Below are 18576 nucleotides of genomic sequence, written 5' to 3'. Positions count from 1 at the left end.
CGGGGAGTGGGTCAGCGGCCGGCGTCGGCCAGTTTCGCGCGCAGCTGGAGGACCGACTTGGTGTGGATCTGGCTGACCCGGCTCTCGGTGACTCCGAGGACGTTGCCGATCTCGGCGAGGGTGAGGCCCTCGTAGTAGTAGAGCGTGACCACGGTCTTCTCCCGGTCCGGGAGCGTGTTGATGGCGCGGGCGAGCAGGCGTCTGAGCTCGCGGCCCTCGGCGACCTCCACCGGGTCGTCGGCGGCCGTGTCCTCCAGCGTGTCCATCAGACTGAGCCGGTTGCCGCCTTCTCCGCCGACGTGCAGCAACTCCTCCAGGGCCACCACGTTCGCCAGCGACAACTGGCTGAAAACAGCGTGCAGTTCTTCCAGCGCGATCCCCATCTCGGCGGCGACCTCGGACTCCGACGGGGTACGCCGCAGCTGGGCTTCGAGCGTGGCGTACGCGCGCTCGACGTTCCGCGCCTTCTGGCGCACGGATCGCGGAATCCAGTCCAGCGCCCTGAGTTCGTCGATCATCGCGCCCCGGATGCGTGTGATCGCGTACGTCTCGAACTTGATGGCCCGCTCGATGTCGAACTTCTCGATGGCGTCGATCAGCCCGAAGACGCCCGAGGACACGAAGTCCGCCTGCTCGACGTTGGACGGGAGCCCCACGCTGACCCGGCCCGCGACGTACTTGACGAGCGGTGAGTAGTGCAGGATCAGTTGTTCCCGCAGCCGTTCGTCTCCCGTGGACTTGTAGGTACGCCACAACTCTTCGAGGGAGGAGGGGGCGGAGGGCCGCACAGTGCCACGCGCAGCGGGTGGTACTGCCGCGCGGTCAGACCCGGAGGTGTGCTGGGGCATGTGGTGCCTTGAGCCGTTCTGCCGTGAAGTACTGGGGACTTGTGGGGAGTGAAGACCTGTGAGCGTAGCGTGACTGCGGCGTCACGGCGCGCGTCGTACAGGGGCGGGTGGAGCGCGCGGGTGGAGCGCGCGCTCCCGTGGCCGGGCGTACCGGATGACCGGAGCCGACACCGTACGCATCGGCCCCGGGAGTGGCGCCGCACGTACTCCGTAGGTCACCCCGCTTACCTTTTCACCCGAATGCTCCAGGTCAAGTACCGCCTCGCCGGGCGTCGTCGTTGGGTCTCGGACCGGACGCCGGACGCCAGGTGTCGCCTTCCCGTTCGACGAACCCCAGTGAGTGCAGTTCGTACAGTCGCGCGAGCGTCTCGTCGGCCGAAGTCCCGGCGGACCGGGCGACGTCGCGCACCCGCGCGGTCCCTTCACGGGGCAGCGCTTCCAGGACCGCGGCGGCGACCGGGCAGAGCAGGTCCCGCGGGAGCACGGGCCCGCGCCGGAGCGGGGCGAGGTCGCCGATGTCACCGACCAGTTCGGCCACTTCGGCCGCGTCGGTGACCAGCACCCCCTCGCCGCGCAGCAGTTCGTGGACACCGGCCGACAGCCCGCTGGTCGCCGGCCCCGGTACGCCCATGGTGAAGCGGCCGAGCCGCTGGGCGCCCCGGGCGGTCACCAGGGAGCCGCTGCGGTATTCGGCCTCGACCACGACCGTGCCCCTGGTCAGCGCGGCGATCACCCTGTTGCGGAGGACGAACCTGCTGCGGGTGGGGTGGGTGCCCGGTGGCAGCTCCCCCACCAGCAGGCCCTCCCGCGCGATCCGGCCGATCAGCTCCGCGTGGCCGCGCGGGTAGGGGACGTCCACCCCGCACGCCAGGACCGCGACCGTCGCGCCTTGGGCGGCAAGCGCTCCCCGGTGCGCCGCGCCGTCCACGCCGAAGGCGGCTCCCGAGACCACCACCCAGCCCCGCTCCGCGAGCCCCGCGCCGAGCGTCGCCGCCATGTGGGCGCCGTACGGGGTACAGGCCCGCGCGCCGACCACCGCGACCGAACGCAGCGCCCAGAGCCGCAGGTCCGGGCCACCCCGGATCCAGAGTCCCACCGGGCGGGCGTCGCCGAGGTCGTCCAGTTGCCCGGGCCATTCCGGGTCGCCCGGGACGACGAACCGCCCTCCCGCCCGGGCCATGGCCTCCAAGTCCCGCTCCGGCTCCGCCGCGGCGGCCCGCATGCGGTAACCGGCGAGCCGGGCCGCCGTCATCCCGGGCAGCGTCTGGGGCGACCCGTCGTACGCGGTCAGGCGTCGCAGTACCTCGACGGGCCCGTGCGCGCGCAGCCACCGGCCCGCCCGCTCGTCCCCGGGTTCGACGATCCTGGTGAGCGCGACCCGTGCCAGCCGTTCGGTCTCCGGCCCGAAGTCCCCCGGGGGTTTCGGGTGTTCCGGGGGCCCGGGGGTCCGTGCGGTGGCGCCGCCTTTCCCCTCCTCCCCCTGGTCCTCCGTCTCCCCCGCCTTCCCCGTCTCCTCCGCGTCCTCCGCGTCCTGCGGGTCCTCCGGGTCCTGCGGGTCCTGCGGGTCCTGCGGCCGGGTCTCCCACCGCGCCCCGGTCACGACGCCCTCGTCTTCATCGGCACGCCGCGCTGGACGCCGGTGCGCAACTCCAGGGCGACGGCCACGTCCGAGGCGTCCGGGCGGTCCACGCCCCGCAGGTCCGCGACGGTCCAGGCCACCCGCAGCACCCGGTCCAGCCCGCGTGCCGTCAGAGCGCCCCGCTCCATGTCCCGTTCGGCGGCCGTCAGCGCCCCGGGGGCGGCGAGCAACCGGGTCCGCAGCTCGTGGCCCGGCACCTCGCTGTTGGTGGTCCACGGGGTGCCGGCCAGCCGCGCGACGGCGCGCGCACGAGCCTGGCGCACACGGGCGGCCACGACCTCGGTCGACTCGCCCCGGCCGCCGCCTTCCACCAGGTCCGCGCGGGTGACCGGCTCCACCTCGACGCGCAGGTCCACCCGGTCCAGCAGCGGACCGGACAACCGGGCCTGGTAGCGGCGGACCACCGCGGGCGGGCACTCGCATCCGGCCCCGCCCAGGCTGTGCCGGCCGCAGGGGCACGGGTTGGCCGCCAGCGCCATCAGGAAGCGCGCCGGAAGTCTGACCACGCCCGCCGCCCGGGCCACGACGACGTGTCCGGACTCCAGCGGCTGGCGCAGGGCGTCCAGGGCCTTGGCCGAGAACTCGGGGGCCTCGTCCATGAACAGGACCCCGCGATGTGCCAGGGAGACGGCGCCGGGTCTCGGCAGTCCGTTGCCGCCGCCGATGAGCGACTGCATGGTGGCCGAATGGTGCGGGGCGCAGTACGGCGCGGCACTCACCAGCGGCTCGCCGGGCGGGAGGATACCGGCGACCGAGTGCACCGCCGTCACCTCCAGGGCCTCCCGCCGGGTCAGTGGTGGCAGGATGCCCGGCAGCCGCTCGGCCAGCATCGTCTTGCCCGCGCCCGGCGGGCCGGAGAGCAGCAGATGGTGTCCGCCCGCGGCGGCGATCTCCAGGGCCCTGCGCGCTCTGCTCTGCCCGGCGACGTCGCGCAGGTCCTTGCGGTACGCACCACCCTGGCCTCCGGCCGGGGAGAGCCCCGCGCCGAACCCGGAGCCGGGCACCATCAGCCCGGCGAGCAGGGCGTCGGGGCGGCTCTCCTGGTCCGCCGGTTCGTCGGGGACGGGTTCGTCGCTCAGGATCGCGATCAGCTGGCGCAGGCTCCGTACGCCCAGGACCGAGACGCCCGGGACCAGCGCCGCCTCCCCGGCGGTCTGCTCGGGGACGACGACGTGGTCGTACCCCGCTTCGGCGGCGGCGAGGACGGCGGGCAGCACCCCGCGCACGGGGCGCACCCGTCCGTCCAGGCCCAGCTCGCCGATCATGACGACGTCGGCGATCGCCGACGGATCGATCCGCTCGGCGGCGCCGAGCACGGCGCACGCGACGGCGAGGTCGAACCCCGATCCGGATTTCGGTACGGAGGCCGGGGAGAGGCCGACCGTGAGCTTCTTCTGCGGCCACTCGGCACCGGAGTTGACCATAGCCGCCCTGACCCGGTCCTTGCTCTCGACCAGGCTCTTGTCCGGCAGTCCGACCAAGGTGAAGGCCGCCACTCCCGGTTCCAGGTCCGCCTGGACCTCCACCACCACGCCCTCCACGCCAACCAGGGCGACGGAACAGGCTCGCGCGAAGCCCATCTCAGGCCACCCCCCGGGCGTGCTCGGCGACCGGGCCGCCGCGCCGGGGCACGATGACCCCGACGAGGTCGATGCGGACACCGCCGCTCGGCGGCCCGCCGTGCGCGTCGAGCCACAGCTCGGCGAGCCGCCTCAGCCGGTCCGCCTTGGCCGGGGTGACGGCCGCCATCGGGTGCTGGTACGCCGTCGATCTGCGGGTCTTCACCTCGCAGACGACGAGTGCGTCCCCGTCTCTCGCGACGATGTCGATCTCTCCGGCCCGGCAGCGCCAATTGCGCGCCACCACGGCCATTCCCGCGTCGGTCAGCAGCCGCGCCGCCAACTCCTCGCCGTACCGCCCGAGTGCCCCTCGTGCGTTCTTCATCCGGCACCACCTCCGGCACCGACTCTGCGCGGAGCGGCCGATCCTTGTGGATCTTGGTGGACAACTTCCCGGATGTGGAAAACCCGGCCACCCTTGAGGATGACCGGGTCGCCCGGATTGACGGGCTGGGGAAACGATCCGTCACGCGCCCGAGCCCGGCCTCGCACGCGCCCGCGTCCGGCGTCGCGCACCGCGTGGATCGCTTCGCACACCCCGTGCCGACGCACGCACCCGCGTCCGGCGTTCACACACCTCGTGGATCGCTTCACGCACCCCGCGTCCGGCGTCGCACGCCCCGTGGCCCGCTCCACCCACCCCGCGGAAAGGTTCCCGCCCTCGCGAGGCGGTCCGTCAGCCGCCCGGGAGTTCGAGGTCGCTCTTGTTGAGCTCCTCGATGTTCACGTCCTTGAAGGTCAGCACACGCACCTGCTTGACGAATCTCGCCGGCCGGTACATGTCCCAGACCCAGGCATCCGCCATGGACACCTCGAAGAACACTTCCCCCTGGACCGAGTGCACCTGCATCTCGTAGTCGTTGGTGAGGTAGAAGCGACGTTCGGTCTCGATCACGAATTTGAACAGACCGACGACGTCGCGGTACTCCCGGTAGAGCTTCAGCTCCATCTCGGTCTCGTACTTTTCGAGGTCCTCGGCGCTCATGGCATGCGTCCCCTTCAGCCGTGCGTTCCCCCATTGTGCTGCAGCCGGTGACGCTCCCGGACGTTCAGGCGATTTCGGGGGCGAGAATCAGCGGAACACTCGGAGAACCCTCGTCGAGCAGCCTGCGCAGCAGCTCGGCGAGCTTGGTCGGGTACACCGTCTCACGGGTCGCGCGCAGTTCGGCGGAAGTCCACCACCTGAGACCCGTGATACTGCGACGCTCCAGGTCGGTCAGGCCCCCGAGGTCGGTGGCGGTCCGTTCCGTTCGCGCGAGAAAGTACCACTCGTCCTGTTCCCAGCGGCGCCCGTCGAACGGGAAGGAACATCTCCGCTTCCAGAGCACCGGGCCGAGTTCGACATCCGTGATGCCGGTCTCCTCGACGAGCTCGCGGCGGGCGGCCTCTTCGTGGCTCTCGTCACCCTCCAGCCCGCCGCCGGGCGTGAACCACCAGGTGGTGCCGGGGTCTTCGGGCTCGAAGCCGTGCATCAGCAGAATCCGGTCCTGCGGGTCGAGGAGTACGACCCGCGCGACCGTCCGGATCTCAGCGGGCACCCGCCACCGCCTTCGCGGACTTCCCGCGCCGCGTCCACGCCGCGACCGGCCCGTAGGCGCAGCCGGCCAGGATCAGCACCACACCCACCACCACGGCACCGAGCTGAAGCGGCAACGGCCCCTGGGACGAGATACCGCCGGGAAGTCCGGCGAACCCCTCCGGCCGGTCGAGCATGTGCCCGGACGGCCAGGCCACCGCGTCGACCCGTGCCTCGACCGCGGAGCGCGGCACCGAGCCCTGCCCCTCCTCCGTCAGATGGACGCGGGAGTCCAGGGAGATCGCGCGGTCGTCGCCGAGCAGGAAGAGCTCCCCCTCGGGGACCTTCGCGCTGAACTCCGTCGAGGCGGGGGCCTGTCCGGCGGCACCGGACCCTTCCCCCGCGCCGGAGGAACCGGAGGCGTCGGCCGGTCCGGAACCGCTGGAGTCACCGGAGGCCCCGGGGCCGCCGAGGCTGTCGGAGGCACCCGCCGGTGTCCGCAGATACGGTTCCGCGATCGGCTCGTCGTTGACGGTGAGCCGGCCCTTCGCGTCGCAGCAGACCACGGTGTCGCCGCCGATCCCGATGACCCGCTTGACCATCGGGGAGCCGCTCCACGCCTTGTCGGTGAAGACCACGACGTCGCCGCGCCGCACCTCGTCGCCCGTGATCCGCTGCGCGAGCACCTTGGACCCGGTCTCCACGGTCGGGGACATCGACCCGGTCGGCACGGTGTACGGCCGGTACACCAGCGCGGCCCAGGCGAACCCGCCGAGGAAGAGCACACAGCCGACGGCCACGACCAGGCCCGACAACAGGTTGCCGAGCCGGCCGCGGCCGTCTCCCGTACGTCCTGCACCACTCATCCCAGCGTCCCCCATCGGAGATCGACAATCGCTGATCCGAGTCGGCACACTACCCGTCGGTACGCTCCCGGGTCAGCCTCCTGCGACGCCAGAAGACCAGGGGCAGTGCTCCCGCCACACCGAGTGCGGCCGGAGCGGCCGCCGCCGCGGCGTTCAGGCCGGACTGGTCGAAGGTGCTGGGCACGGGCAGGGTCGCCCAGCGGTTGACGGGCCAGGCCACGAGTACGGCACGGCCCACGACGTCGTCCACGGAGACGGTGCCCTGGCCCGGGAGGCTCTGGTGGTAGCGGGAGTCCAGGGAGTTCTGGCGGTGGTCTCCCATGACCCAGATCCGGCCCTTCGGAACCTTGATCGGGCCGAACGGCTTGTCGTCGCAGGGGGTGTTGCCGGGGTAGATGAACGACTTCTCGTCCAGCGCCTTCCCGTTGACCGTGACGGGGCCGTTCAGCTTGCACTCCACGGTGTCGCCGCCCACCGCGATGACCCGCTTGATCAGGTCCTTCTCCTCGGCGGAGGGCATGAGCCCGATGAAGCTGAGGAACTTCTGCGCGATGTTCGGGTCGGGCGTGGTGGTGCCTTCCAGCCAGCCGCCGGGGTCGTGGAAGACGACGACCTCGCCGCGCTCCGGCTCGGAGCCGAACCACGGGGTCAGCTTGTCCACCAGCACCCGGTCGCCGCGCTGGAGCGTGTCCTGCATGGAGTCCGAGGGAATCGAGAACGCCTGGACCAGGAAGGTCTTGATCAGCAGAGCCAGAACGAGCGCGATCCCGATGAGGAGCGGCAGCTCCTTCCAGAAGGAACGCTGTTTGGGGCCCGAGGCGGCGCCGTCCGGGGCGTCGTCATCCCCCGTCCGGTCCGCCGCCGCCTCCGAGGGGTCCCCGGTCCGTCCGGGCCGGTCCTCGGGTTCGTCGTGTCCGGATCGTGCGCCGACCGCCAAATCCCCCACATCCACTCCTCAATCCGTGCCACCGCCCGCGCCGGATGCGACGCAGGCCCATCACTCCCATAACGAGCGGGAGTTCCGCAGGGGTCGGGAGCGGGATCATTCCGTAGGGATCCTGGTGGGACACACTATGCGAGAGACCGGGCGCGGCCGACGCTCCCGACGCCTCGTCCGGCACACCCGCGAACGCGTCGCGCTGTCCCAGCGTGGCCCAGTTCCCCACCGGCCAGGCGATGACCACGGCGCGCCCCACGACGTCCGAGAGCGGCACAGTGCCGTGGAAGCCGTTGCCGAGGTGGTAGCGGGAGTCGGCGGAATTGGAGCGGTGGTCGCCCATCACGAAGATCCGGCCCTCGGGAACCTTTACCTCGAATTGGATGGCCGATGGCACATCCCCAAGGTTCAGGTAGGGCTCGTCGACGGCCACGCCGTTGACGGTGAGCCGGCCGTCCTTCCCGCAGCACTTCACGGTGTCCCCGCCGACCGCGACCACCCGCTTGATCAGGTCCTGTTCGTCGGCGGAGGGCAGCAGTCCGATGAAGGTGAGGAACTCCTTCGCCTGCCGGATCCCGACCGGCGACGGCCCTGTGCTCACCGTCTCGCTCTCCCCCAGCCAGCCGCCGGGGTCCTTGAAGACCACCACGTCGCCCCGCTGCGGCTCGGCGTTGAACCACGGCGTCATCTTGTCGACCAGAACCCGGTCGCCGATCTGGATGGTCTGTTCCATCGAACCGGAGGGGATCACGAAGGCCTGGACCACGAAGGTCTTGAGGAACAGGGCTATGAGCAGCGCGAACACGAGCAGGAGGGGGATCTCGGTCACCTTGGACCTGCGCCGCCGCCGCGCGACCCGGCGCGCCAGCCTCCGGCGCTCGGCCCGCGTCGGCGCCGAACGCGCGCGCCCGGTCCCGGCCGGGGAGGCGGACCGGTCCGCCTCCCCGGTGTCGTAAGAGGACCCCTCTCCGGGAGCGGCACCGTACGAAGACTCATCGGGAGCGGCGTCGTACGAGGATCCCTCTCCGGGAGCGGAGCTGCCCCCGCGGCCGCGGCTACCCATGCTGGCCGCCCGGCTCCGGTACGCCGTCGAACGCGCCACCCGAACCGGCCAGGGCTCCCGCCCGGCTCCAGGGCCAGCCGATCCGGTCCACCCGTCCGATCACCTCGTCCACGGGCACCATGCCGCCCCCGGGCTCCCCGAGGTGGCTGCGCGAGTCGCTGGACCGGTCCCGGTGGTCGCCCATCATCCACAGGGTGCCGTCGGGGACGACGATGTCGAACGGCACCCGGGAGGGGGCGTCCCCCGCGTGCAGGTACTCCTCGTCCAGGGGGGTGCCGTTCACCTCCAGGCGGCCCTTCCGGTCGCAGCAGACCACGTGGTCGCCGCCCACCCCGACGACGCGTTTCACGAAGTCGGTGTCCGGGGGGTCGGCGAGCCCCAGGACCGCGGCGGCTCCCCGCAGCAGCCCGGTGACGGGGTTTCCTCCGGCGGTGTCCGAAAGGAAGGAGCCGGTGCCGTCGAAGACCACCACGTCACCCCTCTCCGGCACGGAGCCGAAACGGTACGCCAGCTTGTTCACGAGCACCCGGTCACCGACCCGCAGCGTGGACTCCATCGAGCCGCTCGGGATGAGGAAGGGCTGCACGACGAACGCGCTGAGGAGGAGCACGGCTACCGGCAGGGCGGCACAGAGCAGGGCCGCCCGCCGCAGCGCGGGCCCGCGCCCGGCCCGCCCGCCGTCCTGTCCCGGACACCCGGACTCGTCTGCCTCACCGGACTCGCCGGACTCGCCGGGGGGCCCGTCGGGATCGGGGGACGTACCACCGGAAGGCCCGGGGGCCCCGGAACGCGAAAAGCGCGACCGCGCCCCCGGACCTTTCGCAGGTCCGGCGGGGCGATCGCGCTTCGTGTGCTGTTCTTCCGTGTCCATCGCGGCCGAAGCCTATCCGGCCGCGCTGTGGACGTCGGTGTCAGCTCAGCGGTCGCGCTTCTCCTTGATCTTCGCGGCCTTGCCGCGCAGCTCACGGAGGAAGTACAGCTTGGCGCGACGGACGTCACCGCGGGTGACGAGCTCGATCTTCTCGAAGATCGGGCTGTGCACCGGGAAGGTGCGCTCGACGCCGACGCTGAAGGAGACCTTGCGGACCGTGAAGGTCTCGCTGACGCCCGCGCCCTGGCGGCGGATGACGATGCCCTTGAACTGCTGGATACGGGAGCGGTTGCCCTCGATCACGCGCACGTGGACGTTGACGGTGTCACCGGCGCGGAACGCCGGGAGGTCCGAACGCAGGGAGGCGGCGTTGACGCCATCGAGCAGGGAAGCCATTGTGTCTGCTTTCTTCGCCGATGCCACAGGTCATCGACGGGAGATCGTCTGGAAGATCGAAGTGCTGATCACGCCGGGCGGACGTCGTTCCCCCTGTGGCAGGGGCGCACGCCGGACGTACAGCAGCTGCTCATTCTTCCACGGCGGAAGGCCTGCGCCAAAATCGGCCACCGGGCTCCGGTGCCCAGCCGAGGATCGAGAGGATCTCCCGGTCCTTCTTGTCGAAGTCGCTCGCGGCGCAGCGTTCGATCAGATCGGGCCTGTTCAGCGCGGTACGGGCGAACGCCTGGTCCCGGCGCCACCGGGCGATCTTCCCGTGGTGGCCGGTGAGCAGCACGTCGGGGATGGCCCGGCCGCGCCACTCGGGCGGCTTGGTGTAGACGGGGCCTTCCAGCAGGTTGGCCATGGCACCGGGGGCGAAGGAGTCGTCGCGGTGCGATTCGGCGTTGCCGAGGACGCCGGGCAGCAGGCGGGCCACCGCCTCGGTGATCACGAGGACGGCCGCTTCCCCGCCGGCCAGGACGTAGTCGCCGATGGAGACCTCGACCACCGGCATGCGGGTGGCGTACTCCTCCATCACCCGGCGGTCGATGCCCTCGTACCGTGCCGGGGTGAAGACCAGCCACGGCTGCTCGGAGAGTTCGACCGCGAGTTCCTGGGTGAAGGGGCGGCCGCTGGGCGTGGGCACGACCATGACGGGGCTGTGCGCGCCGGCCTCGTAGCCGTCGGCGAGCACCTGGTCGAGGGCGTCACCCCACGGCTCGGTCTTCATGACCATGCCGGGTCCGCCGCCGTACGGGGTGTCGTCGACCGTGTTGTGCCGGTCGTACGTCCACTCCCGCAGGTCGTGGACGTGCACCCCGAGGCTGCCCCGGGCGCGGGCCTTGCCCACGAGCGAGACGTTCAGCGGGTCGAGGTACTCGGGGAAGATCGTGACGACGTCGAGCCGCATTACGCCTTGCTCCCCGCGTCGGTCCCGTCGGTGGCACCGTCCTCGCCCTCGGTCTCCTCGTCGCGCGAGGAGGCGACGACCGCCTCGCTCTCGTTGAGCAGGCCGGGCGGCGGGGTGATGACGGCCCGCTGCTCCTCCAGGTCGATCTCGGTGACGATCTCCTCCACGAAGGGGATCATCACCTCGCTGCCGTCCGGGCGCTCCACGATGAACAGGTCCTGCGAGGGCAGGTGGGTGATCTCGGTGATCCGGCCGATCTCGGTGCCGTCCGCGAGCACCACGTCGAGGTCCATCAGCTGGTGGTCGTAGAACTCCTCCGGGTCCTCGGGGAGCTCGTCCGGGTCGACCTCGGCGATCAGCAGGGTGTTGCGCAGCGCCTCGGCGCCCGTCCGGTCGTGCACGCCCGCGAAGCGGAGCAGCAGCCGGCCGCTGTGCACTCGCCCGGTCTCGATCGTGAGCGGTCCCGTTCCGGCCGGGTCGGTGGCGAGCACGGCACCGGGGCCGAGTCGCAGCTCCGGCTCGTCCGTGCGGACCTCGACGGTGACTTCGCCCTTGATGCCGTGGGCGCGGCCGATCCGCGCAACTACCAACTGCACGCTGATTCTCCGATTGGTGGGGCGGACGCGGGCGTCCGGCGGGAGCCGGGCGACAGCGCCGGGGGTACGGGAGGGCCGCCCCGGACGTCCCCCGGGCGGGTCCGGCGGACACCGCCCCGGGGCCGGAGCGACGACAAGGGCCGGGGACGGCTGTGAAGCCTTCCCCGGCCCTTGCCGGTGTTCAACTCTTTCAGCGCACCTGGTCGACGTCGACGAGGTCGACGCGGATGCCGCGGCCGCCGATGGCGCCCACGACCGTGCGCAGAGCACGCGCGGTGCGGCCGTTGCGACCGATCACCTTGCCGAGGTCGTCGGGGTGTACCCGGACCTCAAGCACGCGCCCGCGGCGCAGGTCGCGCGAGGCGACCTGCACATCGTCGGGGTTGTCGACGATGCCTTTCACGAGGTGCTCAAGAGCCTCCTCGAGCATGCTCAGGCCTCGGTCGACTCGGCAGCGTCGGCCGCCTCGTCAGCCTTCTTCTCGGACTTCTTGGCCTTCGGGGTGATGGCTTCACCCTTGGCCTCGTCGCCGTCGGAGGTCAGGGCCTCGAACAGGGCGCGCTTGTCAGCCTTGGGCTCCGGCTGCAGCAGCGGCGCGGGGGCCGGGAGGCCCTTGTGGGCCTGCCAGTCACCGGTGAGCTTGAGGATCGCGAGGACGGGCTCGGTCGGCTGGGCGCCGACGGACAGCCAGTACTGCGCGCGCTCCGCGTTGACCTCGATGCGGGACGGGTTCTGCACCGGGTGGTACAGACCGATCTCCTCGATGGCCCGGCCGTCACGGCGGGTACGGGAGTCGGCGACGACGATGCGGTAGTGAGGCGAACGGATCTTGCCCAGACGCTTCAGCTTGATCTTGACTGCCACGGGAGTGGTGTCTCCTGGTCTTGACGGGATTGGGCACAACAAAATGCCACGTGGGGTTGTGGCACTCGAAGTGTCCGATGGACGCGTCAGCCGGAGGAGAGAGGGGTCCTGTGCGACTGTCGAGTGCAGCTGTCCATTGTGCCACACACCATCGGCTCACCCCACCGCGACGGCGGCTTCCGGAATACGGAACGGCTTCCCGCAGCCCCCGCAGACGATCGGCGCCTGGGCGAGGACCGAGGGGACGACCCGGACGTTCCGTCCGCAGTCGCAGACGGCCTTGACGCGGACCCCGCCACCGGACGAACCGTGCCGGGCGGCCGGGCCCCGGAAGGACCGCTTGGTGTCGGCCGCCGTGGCCACGGTGTGCGCCTTCAGCGCGCGCTGGAGGCGCTCGGACGTGGGCCGGTACCGTCGCTTCGCCTCCGGGTTGAGGGTGACCAGCGAGAAGCCGCTGCTGGGGTGCGGCTCCTCGGTGTGGTCGAGGCCCAGCTCTTCGGCGATCGCGAGGAAACGTCGGTTGTGGTAACGGCCGGCGCGGGAGGTGTCGCGGACACCTCGGGCGGCGGCGATGCCGTGGACTGCCTCGTGGAGCAGTCGCTCGAAGGAGAGTTCGGCGCCACAGGCGGACGAGGACTCTCCGATCAGGGACTCGGGTGCGGCGAGATCGGGCAGCTCGGGGTGGTACCGCTGAATGTCGGCCCACGCCTGCGCCAGCTCTGCGGCAAGTACAGGTGGTGTCGTGCTCACGTCGTGATAACGAGCCTGGGGGCCCCGGTGTTCCTATTCCGGGGCATCCCAAATAATTTGCACGTACCAGCCGGTTGGCGGCGATGCCCCGTGTACGCGGGCGGGTACGCCGATCTGCGGAGAAGCCTCACAGCTCCCACCAAGGTCGTACGTAATAACGCGTAGACACTCTGGTCGGGCTGGACGGGTCCGTACCGCTTTCGCACGCTTTCGCGACCGCCGAGACCGGGCGCGGGCCCTCACGGAAACTTGCGGCGGAGGCTCGGGGCCGGGGAAACCACCCAGCCCGCGCACGGTCGGGGCGAGGCTACCTCTCCCGCCGCCCGAACGGAGCACCGGCCCCGCCCACCGCTCCCGGACGCGGCCGGACGCCCTCGCGGGCGGACCGCCCGAGCTCCGCGACCACCTCCGTGACCACGGCGTACGCGGGTCCCGGGGCGTTCGACGTGCTGCGCTCCGGGTGTCGGGTGAGACTGGGCGGAAGGAACGGGAGGCTCGCGTTCCGGATGGCCGCCGCCCACCGCGGACCACCGGACCCGGGCGCCACCCGGCGGACCGCAGGGTCCGCGAAGCGAGTCGGTACCGCCTTCCCAACGGCGAGAGTCGGCGGTGCGGCGCACCCCAGCCCCCTCAGGGCGCACGACCGGGGCGCGCAATGAATGACCCTGCGCCCCCTGGACGCGGCGGCTGATGCGCAGTTCCCTGACATACGGGGATGCGGACGCCCGCACGCGGGGGCGCCCATTCGGGCACGACCGAACCCTCTTGGCGATTGGGGTACATCCATGACACCAACGCTCGTCCGGAACCACAGGTACGCGGACACCCCCGCTCCGGTGGACACCGGTACCCGTGCCCGCGACTGGGCAGAGATCCAGGAGCGGATGCTGTCACCGCTGTACGAAGCGGTCTACGAACGGCTCGAAGTCGGAGCCGGTACACGCATGCTCTCCCTGGGCTGCGGTTCCGGGCTCGCCCTGCTGATCGCGGCGGCCCGCGGAGCCCGGGTCACCGGGGTGGACACCGACCACGACCGGCTCGCCCTGGCCCGGGAACGGCTGCTGCCCCCGGGCATGGCGGGGCCGGGCGGAAGAGCCGGGCCGGGTGCCTCGTCCGCGGGCGCACCGGCGCGCCTGGTCGGCGGCCTCCCGGCGGCGGCGCCCGCGGACGGGGCACCGTACAACCTGCTCACCGCCTTCGACCCGATCGGCCTGACGGCGGGCGACGGGGAGGAGCTCACCCCCGCGCTGGAGTCCGCCGTTCCGCTGGCGGCCCGGGGCGCGACCGTGGTGCTGACGGGCTGGGGGCCGCCCGAGCGGTGCGCCACGGCGGCGGTGCTGGAGGTCGCGGACCGGCTCGCGAACCCGTCCGGCGGCGCGCGCTCCGGCGCGCGGCGCCCGGCACGGCGGGACGATCTGGAGGAGGTCGCCTCCCGGGCGGGGCTGAAACCGGACGGCTCGGGCCGGGTGTCCTGCCCGTTCGGCTACGCGGACCTGGACAGCGCGGTCCGCGGGCTGCTTTCGACGGGGCTCTTCGACGCCGCGGTGGCGGCCACGGACTGCGGACAGGTCGCCAAGGAGGTCGCCGAGGCGCTCCATCCGCACCGGCGGTCCGACGGCACGGTCTGGATGCCGAACGTCTTCCGCTATCTGGTCTGCGTCTGCTGAGATCCCCTCCGGCATGGGGCGTGCGAGGGACGGACCGCCCGGTCCGCCCCTCGCACGCTCCTGCGCGGGACGGACGGGGCGGTCCCTCACGCCGGAGGCGGCTTCTCCAGCCGGGTGATCCCCGCCGCGCGGTACGCCTCCGCCTCCTCCAGCGTCTCGTTCGCCAGCAGCGCCTCGGCGAGCGAGTCGAGCCGGTCGCGGTTCTCCCGCAGCAGCCGGCAGGCGTCCTCGTAGCACTCGTCGACGATGCGCCGCATCTCCTCGTCGATCGCGTCCAGCGTGGCGGGCGCCGCCGACAGCCCGTACGCCTGCTGGGCGTCGGCCGGGATGGCCGTGAGACGGCCGACCCGATGGCTCATCCCCCAGCGTCCGACCATGCCCCGCGCCAGGCTGGTGACCTGTTCCAGGTCGCTCTCGGCGCCCGTGGTGATCACGTCGTAGACCACGTGCTCCGCGGCCATGCCGCCGAGGGCGCCGATGATCCGGCCGCGCAGGTAGTCCTCGGTGTACGCGTACTTGTCGGCGTCCGGGGTGGAGAGCGTCACGCCCAGGGCCCGGCCGCGCGGCACGATGGTGACCTTGCGCACCGGGTCGGCGCCGGGCTGGAGCATGCCGAGCAGGGCGTGGCCGCTCTCGTGGTACGCGGTCCTGCGGCGCTCCTCCTCCGGCATGACCAGCGGGCGCTCGGCGCCGAGCTGGACCTTCTCCAGGGCCTGCGAGAGGTCCGTCTGCTCCACTTCGGAGCCCTTGCGCTTGACGGCGAGCAGCGCCGCCTCGTTGGCGAGGTTGGCGAGATCGGCGCCGGTCATGCCGGGGGTGGAGCGGGCCACCCGGGACAGGTCGACGTCGTCGGCGAGCGGGATCTGCCGGGTGTGGATCCTCAGGATGGCCTCGCGGCCGCCCCGGTCCGGCGGGCTGACCTGCACGATGCGGTCGAACCTGCCGGGCCGGGTGAGGGCGGGGTCGAGGACGTCGGCCCGGTTGGTCGCGGCCAGCACGACCACACCCTCCGAGCCGGAGAAGCCGTCCATCTCGGTGAGGATCTGGTTGAGGGTCTGCTCGCGTTCGTCGTGGCCGCCCATGCCGGCGCCGCCGCCCCGGACGCGGCCGATGGTGTCGATCTCGTCGATGAAGACGATGGCGGGCGCGACCTTGCGGGCCTCGGCGAAGAGTTCGCGCACCCGGCCGGCACCCACGCCGACGATCATCTCGATGAACTCGGAGGCGGACGCGGAGAAGAACGGCACCCCGGCCTCCCCCGCGACGGCGCGCGCCAGCAGTGTCTTGCCGGTGCCGGGCGGTCCGGCGAGGAGGACCCCGCCGGGCATGCGGGCGCCCATCTTCCGGTAGGCGTCCGGGTTCTTCAGGAAGTCGACAACGTCGTTGAGCTCACCCTCCACCTCGTCGATGCCGGCCACGTCGGCGAAGGTGGTGCGGGTGCCGCTCTCCAGGGCGACCGGTTTGGGCGGCGCCTTGCGCCCGAAGCCGCCCATGCCGCCGCCGGGGCCGGCGCGCGACATCCGCCGGGCGATGAACACCCAGAGCAGGACGAGAAGCAGCATCGGCGCGAGCGAGATCAGCAGGTTGGCGAGGAAGCTCCGCTGCTGGACGACCGGCTCGGCGGTGACGGTGACGTCGTCGTCGACGAGTTCGTCCCAGAGGTTGTCGTCGGCGAAGGCCGGCCGCTGGGTGGTGAACTTGGTGTACTCGGTGTCCTCGCCGGGGACCTTCGCCTTCTTCTTCAGCTCGCCCTGGATGGCGTCGCCCTTGGAGTAGATCTTGGAGACGTTCCCGGCGCCGACCTGCTTGGTGAACTCGGTGTACGCGATGGTCGGCTCGTCGTCGCCGTTGAAGAAGGAGAGCACCAGGTTGGCGAGGAGGTAGACGATCAGCGCGGTGAGCAGCAGCCGTCCCCAGCCGCCCGGCATCTTCCGCCGCTGCGGCGCGGGCGGGGGCGCTCCCTCGGAGCGCCAGGGCTGGTCGGGGCGATCGCGGGGAGGTACGGGGGCTGTCACACGCTCTCCTCTGCCGACGACCGTGAGTGGCGACATTCGCGACATTAGGGGAGAACGTGCGCCGAAGCTCCCGGAGAGTCCACTCCATGGGCCGTACGCGGCACACCGAAGGGGCCCGCACGCGGGCCGTACGCGGCTGGCCGAAGGCGCCCCGTACACAGCCCGCCTGAAGGGGCCCGTACGGGCACCCCGAGGGTGCCCGTACGCCGCACACGCCGAAGGGGCGCGCACCGTCGTGGTGCGCGCCCCTCCTCACGTACTGCCGATGCCTGGAAAACAGGCGTCCCGCAGCGGTCAGCCCATGAACTTCTTGAACTCGTCCGGCAGCTCGAAGTCCTTGCCCGGCGCACCCTGGTCCGGCACGCCGAAGGCGTTGCCCTGGGCGGCCGCCTGCTCGCGGCGCTCCGCGGCGGCCTGCTCCTCGGCCTTGCGCTTCATCGGGTTGCCGCTCTTGCGCTTGCCCTTGGCCTGCTTGATCTGCTTCTTCTGCCGACCGGGGCCGCCCCCCATGCCGGGCATCCCAGGCATGCCGGGCATGCCGCCGCCCTGGGCCATCCGCGACATCATCTTGCGGGCCTCGAAGAAGCGTTCCACGAGGTTCTTCACCGCGGAGACCTCGACGCCCGAGCCCTTGGCGATACGGGCCCGGCGCGAGCCGTTGATGATGGTCGGCTCGGCGCGCTCCTTGGGCGTCATCGACTTGATGATCGCGGCGGTGCGGTCGACGTCGCGCTCGTCGATGTTGGCGATCTGGTCCTTGATCTGCCCCATGCCGGGCAGCATGCCGAGCAGCTTGGAGATGGAGCCCATCTTGCGGACCTGCTCCATCTGCGCCAGGAAGTCGTCGAGCGTGAAGTCCTTGCCCTTGCTCGACGCCAGCTTGGAGGCCATCTTGGCGGCCTCTTCCTGGCTGAACGTCTTCTCCGCCTGCTCGATGAGGGTGAGCAGGTCACCCATGTCGAGGATGCGGGAGGCCATGCGGTCCGGGTGGAAGGCGTCGAACTCGTCGAGCTTCTCGCCGTTGGACGCGAACATGATCTGCTTGCCCGTGACGTGGGCGATCGACAGGGCGGCACCACCGCGGGCGTCGCCGTCGAGCTTGGAGAGCACCACGCCGTCGAAGCCGACGCCGTCGCGGAAGGCCTCGGCGGTGTTGACCGCGTCCTGGCCGATCATGGCGTCGACGACGAAGAGGATCTCGTCCGGGCTGACTGCGTCGCGGATGTCCGCGGCCTGGCGCATCAGCTCCTGGTCGATACCGAGGCGGCCCGCGGTGTCGACGATGACGATGTCGTGGACCTTGTTCTTGGCGAACTCGATGGAGTCCTTCGCCACCTGCACCGGGTCGCCGACGCCGTTGCCCGGCTCCGGCGCGTACACGGCGACGCCCGCGCGCTCGGCGACGACGCTCAGCTGGTTGACGGCGTTGGGGCGCTGGAGGTCACAGGCGACGAGGAGGGGGGAGTGTCCCTGCCCCTTGAGCCAGAGGCCGAGCTTTCCGGCGAGGGTGGTCTTACCGGCACCCTGGAGGCCCGCGAGCATGATCACGGTGGGCGGGTTCTTCGCGAACCGCAGCCGCCGGGTCTCCCCGCCGAGGATGGAGACGAGCTCCTCGTTGACGATCTTGACGACCTGCTGGGCCGGGTTCAGCGCGCCGGAGACCTCGGCGCCGCGCGCCCGCTCCTTGACGTTGGCGATGAAGGCACGGACCACCGGAAGCGCGACGTCCGCTTCGAGCAGGGCGATACGGATCTCGCGAGCCGTGGCGTCGATGTCCGCCTCGGACAAGCGGCCCTTGCCCCGGAGGTTCTTGAAAGTCGCGGCAAGGCGGTCGGAGAGAGTATCGAACACGGCGCTCGTCGGTCCTCAGGGTCGGGGGCGTGGCAGGTCGCCTCCTAGAGTATCCGGCCCGGACGAGCGGCCGTCCTCGCCGGTGGCGATCGGTACGGAGCAGGGGCCGGCGGCGGGGGACGCGGG

19 protein-coding genes are annotated in these 18576 nt (G+C 71.6%); 1 reads left to right on the top strand and 18 read right to left on the bottom strand.

The genetic code is table 11. The features are described from left to right. Positions 1 to 11 precede the first annotated feature (11 nt). From whiG to OG599_RS25150, 16 genes are all read right to left on the bottom strand, one after another. Positions 12 to 848: an RNA polymerase sigma factor WhiG gene (gene whiG / locus OG599_RS25225; protein ID WP_327178240.1), complete on the bottom strand. Its 837-nt coding sequence runs from the start codon at positions 846 to 848 to the stop codon at positions 12 to 14. 250 nt (positions 849 to 1098) lie between these two features. Continuing rightward, complete coding sequence (dprA, locus tag OG599_RS25220; RefSeq protein WP_442809711.1) at positions 1099 to 2211, bottom strand: DNA-processing protein DprA; 1113 nt, start codon at positions 2209 to 2211, stop codon at positions 1099 to 1101. Positions 2212 to 2444: 233 nt separating this feature from the next. After that, positions 2445 to 4067 carry a YifB family Mg chelatase-like AAA ATPase gene (locus tag OG599_RS25215; RefSeq protein WP_327178239.1) on the bottom strand — a complete coding sequence of 541 codons (1623 nt, stop codon included), beginning with the start codon at positions 4065 to 4067 and terminating at the stop codon, positions 2445 to 2447. A 1-nt stretch (position 4068) separates the two neighbouring features. Then, on the bottom strand, positions 4069 to 4431 hold the full coding sequence (locus OG599_RS25210; protein WP_327178238.1) for a YraN family protein: 363 nt from the start codon (positions 4429 to 4431) through the stop codon (positions 4069 to 4071). A gap of 351 nt (positions 4432 to 4782) precedes the next feature. Beyond that, positions 4783 to 5091 (bottom strand): DUF2469 domain-containing protein, encoded by a 309-nt coding sequence (locus OG599_RS25205; protein WP_043444228.1) that lies wholly within the window; start codon positions 5089 to 5091, stop codon positions 4783 to 4785. Between the two features lie 64 nt (positions 5092 to 5155). Next, positions 5156 to 5644 (bottom strand): NUDIX hydrolase, encoded by a 489-nt coding sequence (locus OG599_RS25200; protein ID WP_327178237.1) that lies wholly within the window; start codon positions 5642 to 5644, stop codon positions 5156 to 5158. Beyond that, on the bottom strand, positions 5634 to 6488 hold the full coding sequence (gene lepB / locus OG599_RS25195) for a signal peptidase I (RefSeq protein ID WP_327178235.1): 855 nt from the start codon (positions 6486 to 6488) through the stop codon (positions 5634 to 5636). Before lepB (OG599_RS25195) ends, OG599_RS25200 begins: the two co-directional genes overlap by 11 nt. Before the next feature lie 49 nt (positions 6489 to 6537). Continuing rightward, on the bottom strand, positions 6538 to 7425 hold the full coding sequence (gene lepB / locus OG599_RS25190; protein WP_327180179.1) for a signal peptidase I: 888 nt from the start codon (positions 7423 to 7425) through the stop codon (positions 6538 to 6540). Then, positions 7328 to 8488, bottom strand: a complete 1161-nt coding sequence (lepB, locus tag OG599_RS25185) for a signal peptidase I (protein ID WP_327178234.1) — start codon at positions 8486 to 8488, stop codon at positions 7328 to 7330. Before lepB (OG599_RS25185) ends, lepB (OG599_RS25190) begins: the two co-directional genes overlap by 98 nt. Continuing rightward, complete coding sequence (gene lepB, locus OG599_RS25180; protein WP_442809536.1) at positions 8481 to 9359, bottom strand: signal peptidase I; 879 nt, start codon at positions 9357 to 9359, stop codon at positions 8481 to 8483. The genes lepB (OG599_RS25185) and lepB (OG599_RS25180) overlap by 8 nt, the downstream gene beginning before the upstream one ends. Positions 9360 to 9404: 45 nt before the next feature. After that, positions 9405 to 9755, bottom strand: a complete 351-nt coding sequence (rplS, locus tag OG599_RS25175; RefSeq protein WP_266709644.1) for a 50S ribosomal protein L19 — start codon at positions 9753 to 9755, stop codon at positions 9405 to 9407. A 130-nt stretch (positions 9756 to 9885) separates the two neighbouring features. Next, positions 9886 to 10707, bottom strand: a complete 822-nt coding sequence (gene trmD, locus OG599_RS25170) for a tRNA (guanosine(37)-N1)-methyltransferase TrmD (RefSeq protein WP_327178233.1) — start codon at positions 10705 to 10707, stop codon at positions 9886 to 9888. Continuing rightward, positions 10707 to 11303, bottom strand: coding sequence for a ribosome maturation factor RimM (gene rimM, locus OG599_RS25165; protein WP_327178232.1), 597 nt, complete (start codon positions 11301 to 11303; stop codon positions 10707 to 10709). Before rimM ends, trmD begins: the two co-directional genes overlap by 1 nt. Positions 11304 to 11493: 190 nt before the next feature. Next, positions 11494 to 11733: an RNA-binding protein gene (locus tag OG599_RS25160; RefSeq protein WP_014153811.1), complete on the bottom strand. Its 240-nt coding sequence runs from the start codon at positions 11731 to 11733 to the stop codon at positions 11494 to 11496. Between the two features lie 2 nt (positions 11734 to 11735). Then, positions 11736 to 12167, bottom strand: coding sequence for a 30S ribosomal protein S16 (rpsP, locus tag OG599_RS25155; RefSeq protein WP_266709635.1), 432 nt, complete (start codon positions 12165 to 12167; stop codon positions 11736 to 11738). A 156-nt stretch (positions 12168 to 12323) separates the two neighbouring features. Continuing rightward, on the bottom strand, positions 12324 to 12917 hold the full coding sequence (locus OG599_RS25150; protein WP_327178231.1) for a hypothetical protein: 594 nt from the start codon (positions 12915 to 12917) through the stop codon (positions 12324 to 12326). 785 nt (positions 12918 to 13702) lie between these two features. Between OG599_RS25150 and OG599_RS25145 the strand changes: the two genes are divergently transcribed. After that, positions 13703 to 14584, top strand: coding sequence for a methyltransferase domain-containing protein (locus OG599_RS25145; RefSeq protein ID WP_327178230.1), 882 nt, complete (start codon positions 13703 to 13705; stop codon positions 14582 to 14584). Between the two features lie 86 nt (positions 14585 to 14670). Here the strand turns inward: OG599_RS25145 and ftsH are convergent, their stop codons facing one another. Both ftsH and ffh read right to left on the bottom strand, forming a co-directional pair. Then, entirely contained in the window at positions 14671 to 16599 is a 1929-nt protein-coding gene (ftsH, locus tag OG599_RS25140; RefSeq protein WP_327178229.1) for an ATP-dependent zinc metalloprotease FtsH, read from the bottom strand. 294 nt (positions 16600 to 16893) lie between these two features. Further along, entirely contained in the window at positions 16894 to 18450 is a 1557-nt protein-coding gene (gene ffh, locus OG599_RS25135) for a signal recognition particle protein (RefSeq protein WP_327178228.1), read from the bottom strand. Positions 18451 to 18576: the final 126 nt, after the last annotated feature.

It is taken from the genome of Streptomyces sp. NBC_01335, assembly GCF_035953295.1.
Taxonomy (GTDB): domain Bacteria; phylum Actinomycetota; class Actinomycetes; order Streptomycetales; family Streptomycetaceae; genus Streptomyces.
This window is presented reverse-complemented; position numbering and strand designations above follow the sequence as displayed.